General features: G+C 39.5%; 16 protein-coding genes. 2 read left to right on the forward strand and 14 right to left on the reverse strand.

What is annotated here, in order from left to right; translation table 11 throughout:
* Positions 1-149: 149 nt before the first annotated feature.
* The 6 genes from IQ31_RS18435 to IQ31_RS18460 form a co-directional block, all read right to left on the reverse strand.
* Positions 150-800, reverse strand: coding sequence for an HD domain-containing protein (locus tag IQ31_RS18435; RefSeq protein ID WP_145329110.1), 651 nt, complete (start codon positions 798-800; stop codon positions 150-152).
* Between the two features lie 96 nt (positions 801-896).
* Positions 897-1,751: a helix-turn-helix domain-containing protein gene (locus IQ31_RS18440; protein ID WP_145329112.1), complete on the reverse strand. Its 855-nt coding sequence runs from the start codon at positions 1,749-1,751 to the stop codon at positions 897-899.
* Positions 1,752-1,790: 39 nt separating this feature from the next.
* Entirely contained in the window at positions 1,791-3,311 is a 1,521-nt protein-coding gene (eptA, locus tag IQ31_RS18445; RefSeq protein WP_145329114.1) for a phosphoethanolamine--lipid A transferase EptA, read from the reverse strand.
* Positions 3,298-4,131, reverse strand: a complete 834-nt coding sequence (locus IQ31_RS18450; protein WP_088161449.1) for a phosphatase PAP2 family protein — start codon at positions 4,129-4,131, stop codon at positions 3,298-3,300. The genes eptA and IQ31_RS18450 overlap by 14 nt, the downstream gene beginning before the upstream one ends.
* 331 nt (positions 4,132-4,462) lie before the next feature.
* Positions 4,463-5,389, reverse strand: a complete 927-nt coding sequence (locus IQ31_RS18455) for an NAD-dependent epimerase/dehydratase family protein (RefSeq protein WP_145329116.1) — start codon at positions 5,387-5,389, stop codon at positions 4,463-4,465.
* A 131-nt stretch (positions 5,390-5,520) separates the two neighbouring features.
* Entirely contained in the window at positions 5,521-6,873 is a 1,353-nt protein-coding gene (locus IQ31_RS18460; protein WP_145329118.1) for a Gfo/Idh/MocA family protein, read from the reverse strand.
* Positions 6,874-7,067: 194 nt separating this feature from the next.
* On the opposite strand from IQ31_RS18460, the gene IQ31_RS18465 reads away from it, so the two are divergent.
* A complete protein-coding gene (locus IQ31_RS18465; RefSeq protein ID WP_145329120.1) occupies positions 7,068-7,868 on the forward strand; it encodes a CPBP family intramembrane glutamic endopeptidase in 801 nt (266 codons plus the stop codon).
* A gap of 621 nt (positions 7,869-8,489) precedes the next feature.
* On the opposite strand, the gene IQ31_RS18470 is transcribed toward IQ31_RS18465, so the two are convergent.
* The 4 genes from IQ31_RS18470 to IQ31_RS18480 form a co-directional block, all read right to left on the reverse strand.
* Positions 8,490-8,936, reverse strand: a complete 447-nt coding sequence (locus IQ31_RS18470) for a VOC family protein (protein ID WP_088161445.1) — start codon at positions 8,934-8,936, stop codon at positions 8,490-8,492.
* 81 nt (positions 8,937-9,017) lie between these two features.
* Positions 9,018-11,087: a TonB-dependent receptor gene (locus tag IQ31_RS18475; protein WP_208734311.1), complete on the reverse strand. Its 2,070-nt coding sequence runs from the start codon at positions 11,085-11,087 to the stop codon at positions 9,018-9,020.
* Positions 11,088-11,144: 57 nt separating this feature from the next.
* Positions 11,145-11,270, reverse strand: a complete 126-nt coding sequence (locus IQ31_RS28090) for a hypothetical protein (protein ID WP_280176858.1) — start codon at positions 11,268-11,270, stop codon at positions 11,145-11,147.
* A gap of 13 nt (positions 11,271-11,283) precedes the next feature.
* Complete coding sequence (locus tag IQ31_RS18480; RefSeq protein WP_145329122.1) at positions 11,284-11,994, reverse strand: hypothetical protein; 711 nt, start codon at positions 11,992-11,994, stop codon at positions 11,284-11,286.
* A gap of 848 nt (positions 11,995-12,842) precedes the next feature.
* Here IQ31_RS18480 and IQ31_RS18485 point away from each other — a divergent pair.
* Positions 12,843-13,121 (forward strand): winged helix-turn-helix transcriptional regulator, encoded by a 279-nt coding sequence (locus IQ31_RS18485; protein ID WP_280176859.1) that lies wholly within the window; start codon positions 12,843-12,845, stop codon positions 13,119-13,121.
* On the opposite strand, the gene IQ31_RS18490 is transcribed toward IQ31_RS18485, so the two are convergent.
* The 4 genes from IQ31_RS18490 to IQ31_RS18505 form a co-directional block, all read right to left on the reverse strand.
* Positions 13,110-14,207 (reverse strand): DUF2891 domain-containing protein, encoded by a 1,098-nt coding sequence (locus IQ31_RS18490; protein ID WP_145329126.1) that lies wholly within the window; start codon positions 14,205-14,207, stop codon positions 13,110-13,112. The two genes, IQ31_RS18485 and IQ31_RS18490, sit on opposite strands and share 12 nt — an antisense overlap.
* 32 nt (positions 14,208-14,239) lie before the next feature.
* On the reverse strand, positions 14,240-14,929 hold the full coding sequence (locus tag IQ31_RS18495) for an SIR2 family NAD-dependent protein deacylase (RefSeq protein WP_088161440.1): 690 nt from the start codon (positions 14,927-14,929) through the stop codon (positions 14,240-14,242).
* 77 nt (positions 14,930-15,006) lie between these two features.
* Entirely contained in the window at positions 15,007-15,462 is a 456-nt protein-coding gene (locus IQ31_RS18500) for a hypothetical protein (RefSeq protein WP_088161439.1), read from the reverse strand.
* 160 nt (positions 15,463-15,622) lie between these two features.
* Entirely contained in the window at positions 15,623-17,461 is a 1,839-nt protein-coding gene (locus IQ31_RS18505) for an alpha-L-fucosidase (RefSeq protein ID WP_088161438.1), read from the reverse strand.
* Positions 17,462-17,595: the final 134 nt, after the last annotated feature.

Here is a 17,595-nt window from a genome sequence, read left to right on the forward strand (position 1 = left end):
AAGATGTGCTTTAGCTCGGTTAGAAGTCAGTCGTCGATTATTGGGATAGTATTGAATAGGAGAAAATAGCGCGGGACTATCGCTAAAGCAAGATAGTCCCGAAAGCTATGTGATCCGAACCTGTTATTCAAACCTCGGGATTAGACTTACTATTCAGACCAAGGCGAATGAAGAATACAATCGCAAAAGTTCTTTCGCTCAAAATTAGGGATCATAAAAGCGCACACATCTGCCTTTATATTGCCAAATGTGGTTTCTGTCTTATGCTCAAAACCTTCAAAAAAAGTCGGGATAATTTTCTTTTTAAAATTATCCCTTGGAAAGGCTTGAACAATCTCTTCTCTATTTTTGGCACTTAAATGCGCATAGCCCTCACCCATCACATCAAGCCCAACGCCCGAGTACATCAGGGCAACTTCATTTTCTTTGTGTTCAGCAATTCCTATGCTTGTATGGAGTGCTATGGTATCCCATACAAGCTGTAATTTCGCCGACTCTACACCATGGCTTTTTAGAAAGTCTCGGGCGGCGTTAGCGCCATCCACTTCAAAACGAAGATCTGCACTACTGTAATGCGATACTAAGCCCAAATCATGAAATACGGAAGCTACATACAACAATTCACTGTCGTAGACCAAATTTTTACGTTTTGCATTTAAAGATGAAAATAGGAAGACACGCAACGAATGGTTATAGATAAATTCAGTACCATGTTCCAATAGTAATGCTGTCGCTTGCGTTGCGATTTTACTGTCCGGAATAACAATGCCGGCCACTTTTTTTAGATGATTTACTACCATAACTTTAAGATATTTAGGACAAAGTTATGACGGCAACAGCCCCATAGGAATAGCAATAAGTACGTTTGAAATGTCAAAATTTACCGTGTGCAATTTTCACTCTGCATCAACAAATTGATTACGGTAGTTCAGGGGAGAGAGTTTTGTATTCTTTTTAAAAAAATGACTAAATTGTTCTGCCGAATTAAAATGAAGTGCATAGGCGATTTCTTTCACTGTTATCGCACTAAACTGCAGCAACCGTTTCGCTTCTGCTATGAGCTGTCCATTAATGATCTCCTTCGCCTTAATCCCGCTACATCGTTTACAAAGTTCGCTTAATCTTCGTGCTGAAATATGAAGCATTTTGGCATACTCCGACACGGCATGATATTGATCAAACTGTGCACTGAGCATTTCCATAAATTTGCGATACAAGATGTAATCCTGACTATCGAAAGTTGCTTCCGCGGTCAGTTTAACGTTCGCAAGTTTAATCATAATAATTTTCAAAAACGCCGCAAGAGCATCCATCTGATTGATATACTGGGGACCACAATATTCTGACAACAGTGCATTGAATAGAAATAACAGCTCTACTACTTCGGTAGTACTAGGCTTCAGATATGGATTTGCACTGGTGTTATTGAACAATACAGCTTTACAGTTACTTGCGCTCGGAGGTGTCTTTTGCCAAAAACAATCCCCAAAGGAAATGGAAAAACCCATTACCGAAGTCTGATCTGAAAAAGCATAGATCTGTCCCTTGGATAAGAGAAAAATGCTATTGTCATGTAGCTCAAATACATTATTATCAATAGAAAGATAGCCGGCACCGGTTTCGACAAAAAAAATACGATGATAGATCAGTCTATTAAATGTTTCATGATCGTTAAGGTGGTAATCTATCCGTTTTATAGAAAAAGAATCATCTATTACAGGTTCAATTATAATCTTCTTAGCTGATTTCATACTGTAAAATCAATAAACCTTGACAATCGCTATTGCTCGCTATTTGAAAATATCCATATTCTCGTCATAGATAGGGCTCTTTATATCCAAAAATTTCAGCACACTATGAAATACATGATTTTGGGTCAAGGTTTTATTTGGTTTCAACTGTTTTGAATGATCAGACACCCAGACGATAAAAGGAATCTCGTATTGCTCTTTTGGTGCAATGCTCATCGGCAATCCGTGCATATACAGATTATTTTCACCCAGTGATTCTCCATGATCCGAGACGAACAACATGGCACTGTTATATTCCTTCAATTGCTTTAGATCCTCAATCAGATTATGCAAAATATAATCTGTATAAACAACGGTGTTATCATAAGCATTTATCAATTCTTCTTTAGAACAGTTTCCTAACTCAACACTATTGCAGACCGGCTTAAACTGCTCGAATTGAGCGGGATATTTCTTGCTATATGTTGGTCCATGGCTTGTACTTGTGTGGAGCACAACAAAAATCTTGTCTTTTTTACTGGATGATATCCGCTCCTTTAGACCTGTTAAAAGTACCTCATCGTAAGCACATCCTTCACCTTTACAGTTTGTAGCAAGTTGATCATTCGTTTCATATTCTTTAATATGTACAGGTGGCTCTCCCCAATTACTTGTTCGCCAGATCACATCGACATCATTTCTATAGAGGTAATTTGGCAGGATTTCGTACAAATCATCCGTATTTTTATGTTCCAAAATACATTTTACTCCAGCTGTCGTATAGGTAGAGCAAGAAGTTGCGTCAAAATGATAAAGATTGGGTGTTTTGGAAAGCAGAGGGTTTGTATTCTTCTGATAGCCATACAACGAAAAATTATCTCTTCGAGCAGATTCACCTATAACAAGTACAACTACTGTCTTTTTGTGGTCCGTTATCGTCGCATCCGGCAATAAAATCTCTTTCTTATTTTTTTGGTGTTCATGAATACAAAAGCGCGAAATATTGACGGTATAAGACCAAGGCATGGCAAGTGCACCCAAAGTCTTCGAATTCTTATCGATCCACAACCAATTAGTCGCATTGGCAAATATTAAAATAACGATAAATAATAACGAAAGTGAGGAAGTGATAAAAAACTTCTTTGGTTTATCCTTTACTATTTTGGCTTTAATGATGAAGATACTGGGAATAATACCGAGAAACACGAGATAGACGATCAGTTTCAGGGAAAAGAAACCGCTGGACTCGGAATATCGGGTATTCAAGATATTACCGATCATTGTTTCATCCAAAATAACGCTATATGTGTTAACAAAATAAACGGCGACTGAATTGATCAGAAAGAACAAAACAAGTATGGATTTCCCGAAACGACGTGACGCCGAAAAAAACAGATAAAGTACAAAAGCATTCATCACCAGCATCAGAACCATTAAGCTACCGATCAGAACAATACCCCCAAAACTCCTGTAATCAACATTATTAAAAACAAAAGTATAAAATGGAAAATGGAAGAATATAAAATTCAACACACTCATGAAAAGTACAAAATGAACTAATTTTAAGCTATTTTTTAGCATAAACGGTAATGATTTTATAAAGTGTACTAATTAAGCAGATAAATGTAAAATAAAATATTAGCAAATTATCATTAATTATTCTATTGATCAATACAATACTGAAAACGAGGAACAATAATATGAAAATTGGATAATACCGTTTGTTGTTGATCCAGTTCCATATTTTAAATTCCCTGCTAAAAAAAATTCCGAACAGTCCCGAAAGATATCCTATAATACAGCCACTGAGCACGTCTAAAGGATAGTGTGCCCCCAATGCGACGCGGGATAAAGCAAGCATCAACCCAATAAATGTTAAACCTAAAAACCACATTATTTTATAACTCAATCGTTGCGGCATAAAAGCATACATGATAACGGTCAACGTTGTAAATATCGTGATGGAATGGCCAGAAGGCAAGCTATTGTTCCCCAGAAGTATCTTACCGGTAATCAAAAAACTAGTATGATTAAATACTGCTGCGGGTCGTGGCACAGCAAATAGTACCTTTAAAAGGATCGAAAAGAAAGCAGAAATTAGAGATGCTGATATTAATGCCTCCCATAATTTAGGACCATAGCGCAGAAAGACACTCAAAAGCGAGAGACTGATTAAACAGTCTCCAAACTGTGTAAAATTGGACTCAAGATTTGGATATTGCCCCAAATAAGCATTTATCGCGAAAAAGCTACTCTTCTGAATGACGGTATAGCCATATACATTCAATGCATGATTAAAATATAGAAATAGAATGAGCAGAGCTAACAGGATTATAGGTAGAAAGAACAACGATTTTCTAAGCCTAGCATAATTATGGATTATCGTCGAATTAGTATTCATCTTGCACGCGTCTTTTTAAACGCGTAAAGAACGGAACGAATTCTGTAGAAATTTAGAATTTACAAATGCAGCGTAGGCTTTCTTATTCCGTGCCCATTACTGATTCACTTCCCCCTCAAAAAAAGCTTTATCATAAAAGGAAACCGATATTCAACGTATTTTGCTTCATCTCAGAGCACAAGGCTGAAGATCGGTTTCCTTGTCTTACAGTTTTCCCAGCAGCTGTGAAAAAGCGCTGATGACCAAAGTTGGCTCCTCAAGCATAATATTATGACCAGATGCGGTTGTTGCCAGGTGAACAAAGTCGCTTGCGCTCTCATTTATGCATAAGTTAAAACTTGTCCTGTTTAATCTGATCGATTCCCTGCTCGTAAGAAGTAACCTCAAATTCAGGAAATCTATTTCTAAACTTTGAATCATCAAATAGATTATTGTGTTCGTATCGTGGAAGAAGTTCCAAAAGCTCCTTTAACCGCTTATTGAACAGAGCCCCTATTTTAAAGATAAATTTGGGAACTACAGTATATTTGAATTCCCTACCGTAAATATCTGCTGCCATTCTGATAAACTCCCGGTAAGTGGGATGCGCTTTATCCACGGGCAAATGCCAGGTCTGTCCATAGGCATCAGGTGTATTTCCGATAAGTGCAGTTGCTCGACTTGCGTCGGGAGTCCAAATCAGACTTCGTTTTTTATCAACACATAAAGGCACTTTCAGTTTTTTATCCGCTTTGATGTTATCAAAAATTAGGGTATTGGTAATGCTTTGTGTTTTGCCAGGACCATAAAATTCAGGTGCTCGACAAATAACGGCTTCAAGCTGGCCCGATGCTATCTCAGCAAGTACCATTTCTGCCATGTTCCGCCTCACTTTCCCCTTTCTTCCGACAGGAGCAAAGGTACTTTCCTCCGTCAAAACACGATCCTCTTGAGGATACATATATGTATTATCAAAAAAGACAAGCTTAGTACCATTGATCTTACAGGCATCAATCACATGACGAAGAATAGCTGGAAACTGTTCCTCCCATAGATCCGAACTTATAGGAAGCCCTAAAGTGAAATAGGCAATATCACTCCCCTTCACCGCCTCGATTGCCTGTTCACGGATCGATAGATCCGCAGAAAAAACTTCGTCAGTATCATTTACTTTTTTTGCTTTTCGACTGACAATGCGGATAGCAGAAGTAAAATTTCGCTTTAGCTCGCGCGCCAGTTCTTCTCCAATTTGTCCATTGGCACCCAATATCGTCTGCATAATATTCCTTTTTCTATGTTGTGACCATCTGATACCAATATATTGATATTTGTTCAATTAACCGCACCGTTGCGGTTCAATACCGAATAACTCCCGACCTCAACTTTTCTCAGCGCCCATGACCTATCTTATTAAGGATGTTGCCATGGACTGCGATACGGTCTTTGCAGTAATTGAGTTGCTTCAGGATCATCGACACATATTTTTTGTATTGGATCATAAATCAAGGGGCGATTCAACTGCATCGACAAGTTTGCCAGAATGCAGCTTGCGGTAGATATATAGCCCTCTTCAATATCAGCTACAGGCAGATGATTATTTTCAATTGCCGATAAAAGGTCAAGCATATGTTGTCTGGTTGCAGGCGCTGTATGCAACTCGATTCGGTGCTCCGTCAAATCTTTGGGGAACTTCTCCTTTTCTAAGATAACATCCTGTCGAATGGGCGTGCCTTCTCCGATTGGAATAAATTCATATTTCATCACACTTCCCTTTAAGGTACCCTTGTCACCATATATCACAAATGCCCAAGGGTATTCAGGGTCTGCTGCTGCCCCCCATGTCCTATGCTGCCAGACACAATTAAGATCTTCGTATTCAAATAAGGCTGTCTGCGTATCCGCGATCGTCGATTTCCCTCCTTTTTGCACATAAATGCCACCTTTCGCATGCACGCTTTTGGGCCATTTAAGCTGCAGAAGCCAACGCACAGTATCAAACATATGCATTCCCATATCCCCGGTTATTCCATTCCCATAGGCCATAAAAGTTCGCCACCAGCCACCATGAGGCAAACCATCATAAGCCCGCAAAGGTGCTGGACCCGTCCAAAGTTCGTAATCCAGGAAATCTGGAACCGGCTCGATCGGTGGATTGCCGTTCTTTCGCATATGATAATAGCAGCACATTTCCACATGCGAAATCTTTCCAAGTAAGCCACTATCGATCACTCGCTTCTTGGCATCAATGAGATGGGCTGTACTTCTCCGTTGTGTTCCCACTTGAACTTTCCGGTTATATTTTCTTGCCGCACGCCATATAGCATCCCCCTCAAGCACATCAACACTGATCGGTTTCTGCAAATAGAGATGAGCACCCGAACGCATCGCATCAATAGCCTGTCTGGCGTGCCAGTGATCTGGTGTTCCAATGAGAATTAGATCGAATTTATGACTGGCGAGCATTTGCCTATAATCTTTATACAGTTTTGGAACTTTTTTTGAAATTTGACGCTCACTAATCAGCCGCCCAGCTTCCTGCAGCTGATTGTCGTCGACATCGCATATAGCAATGACATCGACATCCCGAACCTGAATTAAACGGAATAAATCACTTTTCCCATACCAACCTGCACCAATCAATCCGACCCGAAAATTTTTAATCGCATCACGAAATGAAAGCCCCTTAACTTCTAAGGCTGATAAAGTTAAAACTGCCCCCGCTCCTTGAATAAATTTTCTCCTATTTAGATTGACCATAGCCATAATTCATTGGTTTATTGCCTAATATAAGAAAAAACAAACGATAAATCAACCTGTTTTAAGCCGCAAAATACGTTACAGGCAAAAGAACCTACCTACAGGAACAAGACCTGCACTTTAAGATCAACAAGTAGCACAGCATTTTTTTCATTTAAGCCAAAATAGCGTAAATTCATATCGAGCTAAACAATTAAGACATGAAAAGAGAAATGGTATTTTTGAAAGTAATATTATTTTACTTTGCCTCCCTCGTGGTGTTTGCTTTCGCTGCAGGCATAACCAAACAAACAATGTTCTCCGATTTACTTTCACTCAGCCTCGCGACATTCCTCAGCTTGGGTTTAATTTACCTGTTTAAAGCTTGGGATAAAATTAGTTTTTCTCAAATTGGGTTAGGATTTAACAAAAAGAGTGTGCTCAATTTTAGCGCTGGCTTATGCTTAGGTATTGTTATGGTCGGCCTTATGGTTATAATACTAACAAATTTTGCCGAAGTATCTTTTAAGAAACAGGCATTTATTGACACTAAATTATTGGCAATACATATTCTTCTTTACTTTTTCGTCGCCTGTCGGGAAGAGTTGGTTTTTAGAACCTATTTCTTATGGCGCCTGAAAGATAAACTCGGCACTGTTGTAGCCTTTTCGATTATGGTACTTGTTTTTATTTTAGAACATTTATTTACCGGTTTTACACTAAAGGCGGCAGTACTGGGTTCAGGACTTGGAGCTGTACTTTTTGGTCTTGCTGTACTAAGAACCCGCAATATTGCACTATCTATTGGACTGCACTTCGGCTGGAACCTAACCCATTGGGCTTTGGGGTTTAAAAATAGCACAGGGTTATGGGTAGAAAGTGTTGCAAAGGGCAGTGAACATCAGTCTGAAAACATCGCGTTTATTGCCTATACGATCGTAATGCTTTTAGGTATTCTGATCGTCTATAAGCTGTCAAAAAAAACATCGTTTCAGGGGAACAATAGTAGCCCGATCGATTAATCCCAAAATCGATGCACAAGCCATCGGTAAAAGCTTTTGCCAACATATAATTCCCTTTATTATATCAGCTACCCTGTAGACACGAAGCTACAACAATCAGACTCACTGCAAGTTCTAAAAATAAAGGCACGGCTTTTGTAAACTACTAAGTAAAAAAAAGTATTATGAGAAGAACGCCTTACACCACATCTGTTATTATATTGCTCGTCCTATGTCTGATTGTACTAATGACCACATGTTCAAAAATTGCCTAAATTACATCCAGTTTGGGCAAAATTGTAAAACCAGTCATGAACGTAATGACGAGTTCATCATTGAAAATAGAGTCTAAAAAAATAGATTCTTAGGCCTTCCCCATGGCTTTCATCAAGCAGATAAATTTCACTTTATTAATCAGGCAAGAACACAATCCGAACAGATTGTGCTAAACGTCGTTATTCCCACAGGTATAATTACAAAAAAGCCCTAGAGCGGGGAACTCTAGGGTCTTAGCCATATATTAACCTATTTTATGAAAAGTATTTGTATCAATAACGTCTTAGTTTTCTATTTATTTTGTACAACATAGAAATTTCTTAAATTTTCTTTTTTTCGCACAAAGGTTCGATTCAATCATTTACCTTATAGAGGTTGGGCTAAACCAATCAATAATCCCTCTACTCCTCTTAGATAACAAAGGCGATAAGCATTTTCGTATTGTACCACCTCCCCTACGAGGACAGCGCCGTGATTGCCAATTAGCCTCCGCAGTACATCATCTAGATCTTCAACGGTAAACATTGCCCGCAAATAGCCCAAGGCATTGACCGGAGCATTTCTGTGATCTGCAATTATCGCAGGATCAATAAATCTTGAAAGTTCCAATCGGCTATGTCCATCTGGTGTCACCATCATGGCGATCTCGACATGCTGCGCACCAAGACCAGTCACTCTACCTGCCCATTCACCTTCAATCTGTGCTCTCCCTTCCAGATATAAACCAAGTTCTGAAAAAAACGAAATCGCGTTGTCCAACGACTCCACCACGATACCCATATTATCCATTCGAAGTAACTTACTCTTTTCCATAATACATCATTATTTACAAGGAGTTATAATCCCTATTAAAGATACAAAGGAAAATTTTAAAGCTACCATCGCGCCCAGTCTTTAGAATTTATAACTCAGACCCGCTTTTACCATAAAAGGTGTTCCAGGAGTGAAATGCAATTCAGAAACGGACTGCTGTTCATTTCTTAATCGAGTTTCGGTCTCAAACTGCGCTTCATTCCACTTGGTGTCAAATAAGTTTTGGATCTGCACCAAAAAATTCCATTTTCCCAGGCCATAGTTTAGCAGGAGGTCATTGACAAAATAACCTTTAGCACGTACCGAATTATCTTCTATCGCTGGTTTTATATTCATATAACGATAGCGCAAATTAGCCGAAATGCCAAGCGGTAACTTCACAGATACCCCTCCTGTACTTGTTAAAGAAGGCACCAGCGGGATATAGTTTTCAACTTTAGGTTCGTCAATCGCCCGCGCGTAAGCATAATTTATGTCGCCGTCAAAATATAACCAAGGGGTAGCTTGATAGCGTAAACTCAAATCTGCCCCCAGACGTTTCGTTTTCCCTGAAGGCTCTACGACAGCTTCATCCCCAACATACACAAATTCTTGCTGAAGGTACAACCCCCATAAAGCAGGCTGAATAAAGAGGTTATCAGTTGGCTTCCAGATCAAGCCAAGATCTGCACCATAGGAAATGGGCATAATATCTTTTCCATGTTGTTCCATCACCACGCGGATATCATTGGAATGAAATCCCATACCCGTTTTCAAATATAATTGTGCGCGATGACTGAACGTATATCCAAAATTAAGCTTTGGACTAATCCTTGTCGCGGAAGCCTCTTGTCCGGCGGGGTCACTTTTCAGCTTATCATGCAAGTTGAAAATCAAATGATCGACACGTATTGCAGGATTAATAGTCCATTTACCAATACGCCAATCCAGATTGCTATAGGCATGCAGATTCATTTCTACGCCCGAAATATGCGAAAGCCGATCCAATAATTCGTCGCGCTGATAAACATGGTTCAGTTGAAGATCTTTGATATCGTCCACTCGGAGTCCAAAACCCGATGTCCAAGAAAGCTGACTATGATCAAACTGAAATTGGCGATTGTATTTGTTTTCAATCCCGTACAGGTATCGATCATCAACCTGTTCTATCTCATCGCCATGAATGGGATCTTTCAGAAAAAAAGTGAAATCGGAAAACAACTGAAATTTATAGCGCGACAAGTAAACATTGCTTTCCCAGCTTTCCTGATCACTGATCAGCGCACGGTATTGCATCGCTAAATTCATGCGGGATGTATTTCCGCCTTCAGTAGAATCGATCGACCCCCAACGGCTAATCAGTCCCTGCCGAACGGCCCGCTCCGGAATCTGACCCGATGCATTCCAACCCGAGCTGAATATGGACCCCTGGAGATTGATATAATGTTTCTCATCGATCCACTGATTATACTTCGCAAATAGATTGACACGACTAAAATTTTGCTTGATGTCAAAAGGACCGTTCGAATAATTGAACTCACCTGCAGCATAGGCATACTTATTCTGCTCATGGTTATTCACCAGATTAAGCATGGCTACCGTACGCCAGGAGTCAAAAGAACCCCCTTCAACCTTAAAAAGATTATGATCCAAATGATCCAAGGTTGTAAAATTAACATAACCCGATGTATTCAGATCACCTTTGTCTGCATAATAGGCCCCCTTGCCAAAATCAATATCTTTAACCGTTTCTGGAATAATAAAATGAAGATCTGCGTATCCCTGACCGTGCGCATGAGAGACCATATTAACTGGGATACCATCTGCAGTAATGGCAATATCTGTACCATGGTCATTATCAAATCCACGCAAAAATATCTGCTCAGCCTTTCCACCGCCGGCATGCTGTGCTATAAAGAGCCCAGGAACTTTCCGTAATAGATCTTGCGCCGAATTAACAGGAATCTTACTTAAATCAACTTTGCTCAATGTTTTACTGCTATTGAATGCATCCACCTGAATTTGACTCAACTGCACTTCGTTTTTTTGCATCTCGATTTCAATGGGAGACTTTGCTTCTTTTAGGATGTACATCTGATCGAGATAGCCTATCCGGCTCAACAGTAAGGTGTCCGGAAATGTTCCCGGCTGTACGGAAAAAGCACCATTCAATGCGGTATGACTATGCTTTATTCCACGTTGGTAGCGTATATTGACTTCTTCTAATTGCTATTTACTATCCTTATCTTTCACAGTTCCCTGAATCACATGTTGCTGTGCATAACTGTGGGTCGCAGCCAGTAAGCCTATAAAAAAGGTAATTTGACGTTTGTTCATATTTTGACGTTTGTTCATAATTTTAAAAAAATTACCATCCCAGAAATAACATCCCCGCACCGCAAATTGACAGGACTGCACCACTAATGGCGTGTACATATCGATCCAGTTTTTCGGTATCGAGCAAATTATAGCCATAAATTCCCAACAAGACCATTCCGACCATGGTTACCACTGTCGTAATGGTAAAAGTGCTAATCAGCGTAATCACCTCCGTCATTGAGCGGTGTGCACCTGAAAAAAATAAAAGAGGTATCAATGGTTCCGATGGTCCCATGACGAAAATTGCAAATAATACCAAAGGCGTTACCTTTGTCTTTTGATGATGGTGATGATGCCCTGATGCACTTTTCCCATGGGTATGTTCATGCACATAAACTTCATCACCCATCACATCAAAATGCTTATGGGAATGCTTCTTTGACATTTTCCAGATCCCGTAAATCAAATATCCAAGTCCAAAAATAAATAGTGCCCAACTTGAAACATTGCCACGCACGTCCTGTAACCAGCTGATTTTATTGAGTTGCCATCCAAGATAAACGCCAATAATCCCCAGTATGACCGAACTGAAAACATGTCCGAGTCCACATATAATTGTCCATAATATAGTTTTTCCCAACGACCATTTTTTCGATTTGGACAATACAATAAAGGGCAGATAATGGTCTGGCCCCGATGCAGTATGAAAAAAACTGATCGTAATAGCTGTAATAGCTAATGCATAAAGTGTTGTGTTCATATAAATGATTTAATAGCAAAGCAGATGATAAACTGCTTCCTTCAAGCAATGATTTGTTACATAGGTTATATAGTCGTGTATTGACTCAACCCATGATATTCACCAAAAGAAAAAGGGGATTAACCGAAAATTTTAAAGGAATGGTATAGGATACACTTGTCTGGCAGACTGTTAGACAAATATTTATTTTGGAGTTCATAAAAACTATGCCACGACTTCTTATCCGTAAATAGCAAGAAAATAGGCAGAATCAGTCCCAAGGCACAGAGCCGAACGGCATATGCTAAATGTTGATCATAACTCAATTCGAATGAGCATTCTTCGATCGATCCGAGATAAAAATCGAAATGGGATTGTGATGAAGCTATTGACGGTTTTGACGCGTTTTTATAGGCAGCATGTGAAAAGACATCCTTGTTTATTTTACCTGTAATAAACATACAGAAAAAAACAATGGGCAATAACATTAAAAGATGTCTTATATACCTATACATAGCATGTCACATCCTTATGGGATTGATGGATCAAATTTATTATAAGTTTGACCTTGTAGAGTAGCACAAATCTTGAATTTTATAGCCTTTTTATAACCTAGCAAAAAAAACAGGCAGCTAAATAAACAAGACAAAAACTTTATTTAAATCAATAAATAGGCGATATAAGATAAAAAACAAGATTTATATGTATAAATCAACAGACTTAAATTAGCACAAATCACGTTTTTTATATTCTAACCTATTATTCATTCATTTTGTGGCTATCGGCCATAAATAAACAAGAATTCAACCAATCATATCAATGAGCTATACTGGAAAGATCGTTGTGGTATTGCATTTACCTTAGCCACCATAGGCGGCAGATGGAAAATCAACTTTCTTTCCTATCTGCTAAATGAAGGTAAACTCCGCTATAGTGAGTTGCGGAAAAAGCTCGTAGGCATATCAGAGCGTATGCTGATTGCTAAATTAAAGGAACTTGAGCAGGACAATCTGATCACTCGAATAGTATATCAGCAAGTCCCGCCAAAGGTAGAATATGAATTAACTGCGCTCGGCCGTTCGCTCGAGGAAATATTAACACTAATGGATAAATGGGGAGAAGATAATCTCCCCGAATCAATGCTTTGATAATGCATAGAGTGCAAATGTGCCTAACCAATGTGACCCCATATAATCATCCTTGGTGGTAATATTGGGCAAAGAGTATTTTAAATGTTTATTCGCCAAATTATGCAAGTAACTTAACTCAGGCAGCGCTTTTGCGATACCGTTTAAACAGTTTGCGCGACTAAAATTAAGTCCATCCAGATGGACCAAATGTCCGTCCGTTCGATCTTTCACGATACCTGGTTCTAAATTGAAATCGGGATTAAACAGATCTGGCATAAAATCCTTTAACCATTTACGGTAATCCTCCTGTTGCAGCACCAAACTCATACAGAGGGCTTCTTCAAGACAAGGAGAAAGAAAGTCGCTTCCACTTGGCTCAAAAGAAATGTTGCAGTTCTTATCCTGACTATATAAACGAGAAGCATTCGTCATTAATGATTTTTCAAACGTCACATTTCCCGTACTTCTTGCATAGTCCAGAGACAGAGAAAGGCCAAATGCCGAATTATCGTGATATCCTGTCCTAATCGGATAGACTAATTTGGGCAGATATTCTTGATAAGATTTTACAACGTGTTTTACCAAGGGCTCAAGATTCGAAGCCCAGCGTTTTGCATCTGTGTCGTCCCAAGTTAATAATTCCTTCTGCAGCTGCAACAACCAAGCCCAACCATACGTGCGCTCAAAGTTCTTATTGTTCTTATCTTGAAAGAAATCTAATTCAACGGCCACATTTTCCGCCGTAATATTTCGGTTCAATTGGCGCCGAATTTCACCCGAACTGTCCAAATTTGGAAATTCCTTCAAAATATGTACAATTGACCAATACCCGTGTACAGATGAATGCCAGTCAAAACAACCGTAAAAAATTGGATGCAATGTGCGCGGTGCTTTTAGATCACTATCACTACCGAGTACCTGCCCCAACTTATTGGGATATTCCACTTCGATGCAATGCAATGGCAAACTGAGCAAATGCTTGGCTTGGATGCTATCCAAGGTCAAAGGCTGGTCATTTGAACTCGTATTTACTTTGATTTCCGAATTATTTTGACATGCAGCAAAAGCAACGGATAGGCAAATAATCCCTAATATTTTTTTCATAAACCTCTATTTTATATATTACTATACAATACTTAATAAAGTAATTGTTCTACCAATTTAGGAACAGCTATTGTCGCCGACTCCTCAAAACACTGTATATTACGTAAAGCCCTGTCACTAGGTATTTTTTTGTCAATTAAAAACGTTTGACAGTGACTAGGCGCAAATTCTTTAAGTCCTGCAGCAGGATAGACCTGTAGGGAGGTTCCAATAATAATCAAAATATCGGCATTCGAAACCAAGCTTATGGCCTCCTCAATGGCTGGCACAGCTTCTCCAAACCAGACTATATTTGGCCTCAGCTGACTACCTTTCTCGCAAAGATCGCCCATCTTAATCTCATCACCGACAATGGGATACACCAAGCGATCATCGATAGACGACTTAGCCTGATCCAAGCGGCCATGCAAATGAACAATATGAGATGATCCCGCCTGTTCATGCAGCAGATCTACATTCTGCGTTACAATACTCACGCGGTACGCTGATTCTAATCTTGCCAGCGCATAATGAGCTGCATTTGCCTGTGCCACCAAAGCTGCTTTCCGTCTCAGATTATAAAACTCCTGGACTAAGGCTGGGTTTTTGTGCCAACCTTCAATTGAAGCAACTTCCATGACGTCATGTCCTTCCCACAATCCATTGGCATCCCTAAATGTAGGTATACCACTTTCAGCCGAAATACCGGCCCCCGTCAATACAACAATATTTTTCTTTTTCATCTTAAGTCTGTTTGTTACTCCATACTATAGTTAAGATTGACTTTTTATATGACTTTCATCATGTCTGTAGATCTGGATCATTCATTTATCAACAAGGATGCATAGTTATCCGGCAGCTCAAGTCGGATAGAATCTTTACTCAAGGCAGCCTTTCGGTTCATATCATCAAAAGAACGTTGGTAATACACAAAAGCGCTATTTGGAATATGCAGTTCACTGGCTTTCTGCACATTGAACTCATAACGATTATTTTTCAGTCTGACATGCTGATAAATTCGGTAAGTAACAACTTGAATCTGCACTTTATCAAATTTTGGAATGACTTTTAAATCTGCCGGTTCATGAAAGTATTTATCGTTGAAATACATAAATTCATTCGACTCAGCGAGTGTTGTTATCTTTAACTTTCCGTCAACAACTTCATTCACTAACGAATCTGCCCGCAACCGCTCGGATTTACTTCCGTCACCGGAAGAACAGCAAATACAAAGAAAAACAATAATTGGGATCAAAACAGTTTTGATTAGATTCATAGGCCTAAGTTATAATAAAAAATGCTTCCTTGCCACAATTCAGGAGAAAATGCATCGAATACCCCCGAAATTGATCAGAATGGTTTACATCACCCATAAAAAAGCCCAGGATATTTTGTTATCCTAGGCTTCTTTTCAATGCTAAGCGCAATCCAACCTCTTAAAGGTTATTTTCGATAGCACCCACTTTCTCGCGATATAGTTGTATTGGCCCATCCAACAACACAGCGATAACGGTCATATTTTTATCCAAGCGCTCCACTGGTGCCTGAATGTAAATAATACCCGGGATGCTACTCCAATAGAGCTTATTGAAAACCTCATGGTTTATCATGGAACCGTCACCGACCACCCGGATCCTAGCGACTCCATTTTTAACACCTTTTAATGCAATTGGGCCAGTAGGTTTTCCCTCAACAAATAGATACAAGGTCTGGCGATCTTTGGAAAGTGCACTTAATCCTTCATAATGTCCTTCCGGCAAGCCTTTTCCGGTCTCATAAAGTGCTTCGGCATGATCCTTAATCCACTTTAATACCGTCGGATTAGTCGCATTACTACTCGGCAATTTCGTATCTAAGCCATCCACAGTTAACCCGGAATTATCAAAAATATTTTTTCCTGCATGCAGTGTTGACGCGATCTGACCTAAAGCACGATCTGTCAACTTATTATCCAGCACAGATTTCAACGTAACTTCAGTCTCCTGAGGCGCAGTCCAACGAAGCGCTTCCGCAAAGTTCAGTGCAATAACGGTAACATCCTGATCAAAGTTTACTTTCGTCAAGTCTACTCGAACGGTTTCATTTTCAGATTTAACACTTACTTTCGCGGATGCATCACCGACAACTGAAATGCTTTTAATGGCCGAATGATTGACTAAACCTTTGAGTTGCAATTCGGGTTTCTTTTCATACACATACAGATAAAGTGTTTTTCCGTCTTTTGATAAAGCAGATTTCCCACCGTAGTTCGCAAAAGGAATACCGGCTCTTGTACCATAGATCGCAGCCGCATGCTTATTCGTCCATCGCCCCAGCTGTTTTAAAATATTTAATTGCTCCTCAGGGATCGTACCGTCTGCTTTTGGACCAATATCCAATAATAAGTTTCCACCCATAGAAATACAATCGACCAACGTTCGGATGATCATATTGGGTGATTTGTACTTTTTATCAAAGGGTTGATAGCCCCAAGAATCATTCATCGTGTAACAGAGTTCCCAAAATTTAGCATCAGGGCGCGTGACCGGAATCCCTTGCTCAGGTGTATCATAATCTCCATGATGATTCAATCGCGAGTTTATAATAATATTCGGATTATATTTCCGCAAAAGATTTAAGGTCTCTTTGGCTTTCCACTCCTCGGCACTATGCTCCCAATCCCCATCAAACCAAAGTAATTCCGGCTTATATTGTTCGGATAGCTCGGTCAATTGCTTTTGGTAATATTTCACATAATTATCCCAGCGCGCAGGCTCGCCTTTCAATTCATAACGCTTTCTATTGCGCGTAAAAACATCATAATATGGGTGGCTCCAATCGGGTAACGAATAATACAGTCCAGTGTGCAAGCCCTCTTCTTGTATTGCTTTCACAAACGGTGTAATTACATCCTGTTTTGCAGCCGCGTCTTGTAATGTAGTGATCGCTTTATCAGCCTTCGTATTCCACATCGAGATTCCGTCATGGTGTTTGGTCGTAATCACCGTGTATTTCGCACCAGCTTCTTTAATCAATTTGGCCCATTCCTTGGGTTTATAATCCTTGGCTGTAAACCCATTAAGCTGTTTGATATAATTGTCGTGGTTAATATAATTATTGAAGAATGACCAAGATTCTGAGATTCCATCTACAGAGTAAATACCCCAGTGAATAAAAATACCCAATTTGGCATCTTCAAACCAATCCATTTTTTGCGTTGATACATTGTTCTGAGCTGAAACGTTTAAGCACGCAGACGCCAAAAGAACAAAAAGAGAAATCTTTCGAAACTTCATAAGCTATTTTATCGATTACATAACGAGTTTAAGCCGGCAAAATACACATAAATCAGCAAATTCCAATTGTGTAAGGGATAAATTACGTTGGAGAGCGGTTGAAATCTAACATTATATTTTTCTCGAGCTCAAAC

Origin of the sequence: Sphingobacterium siyangense, from assembly GCF_007830445.1 — a bacterium.
Classification (GTDB): domain Bacteria; phylum Bacteroidota; class Bacteroidia; order Sphingobacteriales; family Sphingobacteriaceae; genus Sphingobacterium; species Sphingobacterium siyangense.